General features: G+C 40.8%; 1 protein-coding gene. It reads left to right on the top strand.

Annotation, left to right across the window (positions count from 1 at the left end; genetic code table 11):
• A partial coding sequence (locus tag R7P74_RS28445) for an ROK family protein (protein WP_318124040.1) occupies nt 1-341 on the top strand: 341 nt, incomplete at its 5' end.
• Nucleotides 342-556: the final 215 nt, after the last annotated feature.

The raw sequence follows: 556 nt of genomic DNA on the forward strand, positions 1-556 counted from the left end.
AGATGAGTATCGAAAGTATCTGTGAAGCCGCGGCAAATGGCGATCCTCTCGCGGTTGATGTGATTGAAAAATTGGGGCGCTATTTAGGTTCTGCAATTGCTATCGTGATCAACTTGTTTAACCCAGAAAAGATTTTGATTGGTGGGGTAATTAACCAAGCGAAAGAGGTGCTTTATCCAGCCGTTCGCCGTTGTATTGAAGAACAAAGCTTGCCTGTTTATCACCAAGATCTTGAGCTGGTGGAATCTCGCTTTTATAAACAAGCGACGATGCCGGGCGCTGCGCTGATAAAACAAGCTCTGTATGATGGGCAGTTGTTAATGAAGGTGGTGGAAGGTTAATCACTTCTTTCTATCTTTAATTTGATTTAGGGTGTGGCTCAAGAGCGCACCCTTTTTTGATCTTAAAAAGCCATCAAATGACGAATCTGAGCAGCAGTGCATTGCTATGTGCACGTCATTGATGTAATTTGCACTTATATCTAATTTGGCTCATGATGTTAAACGTATCAAGCTAAAGTATTGAGTTTACTTAGATATCTATACACTCATTAAAA

Source organism: Vibrio sp. 2033 (assembly GCF_033339735.1).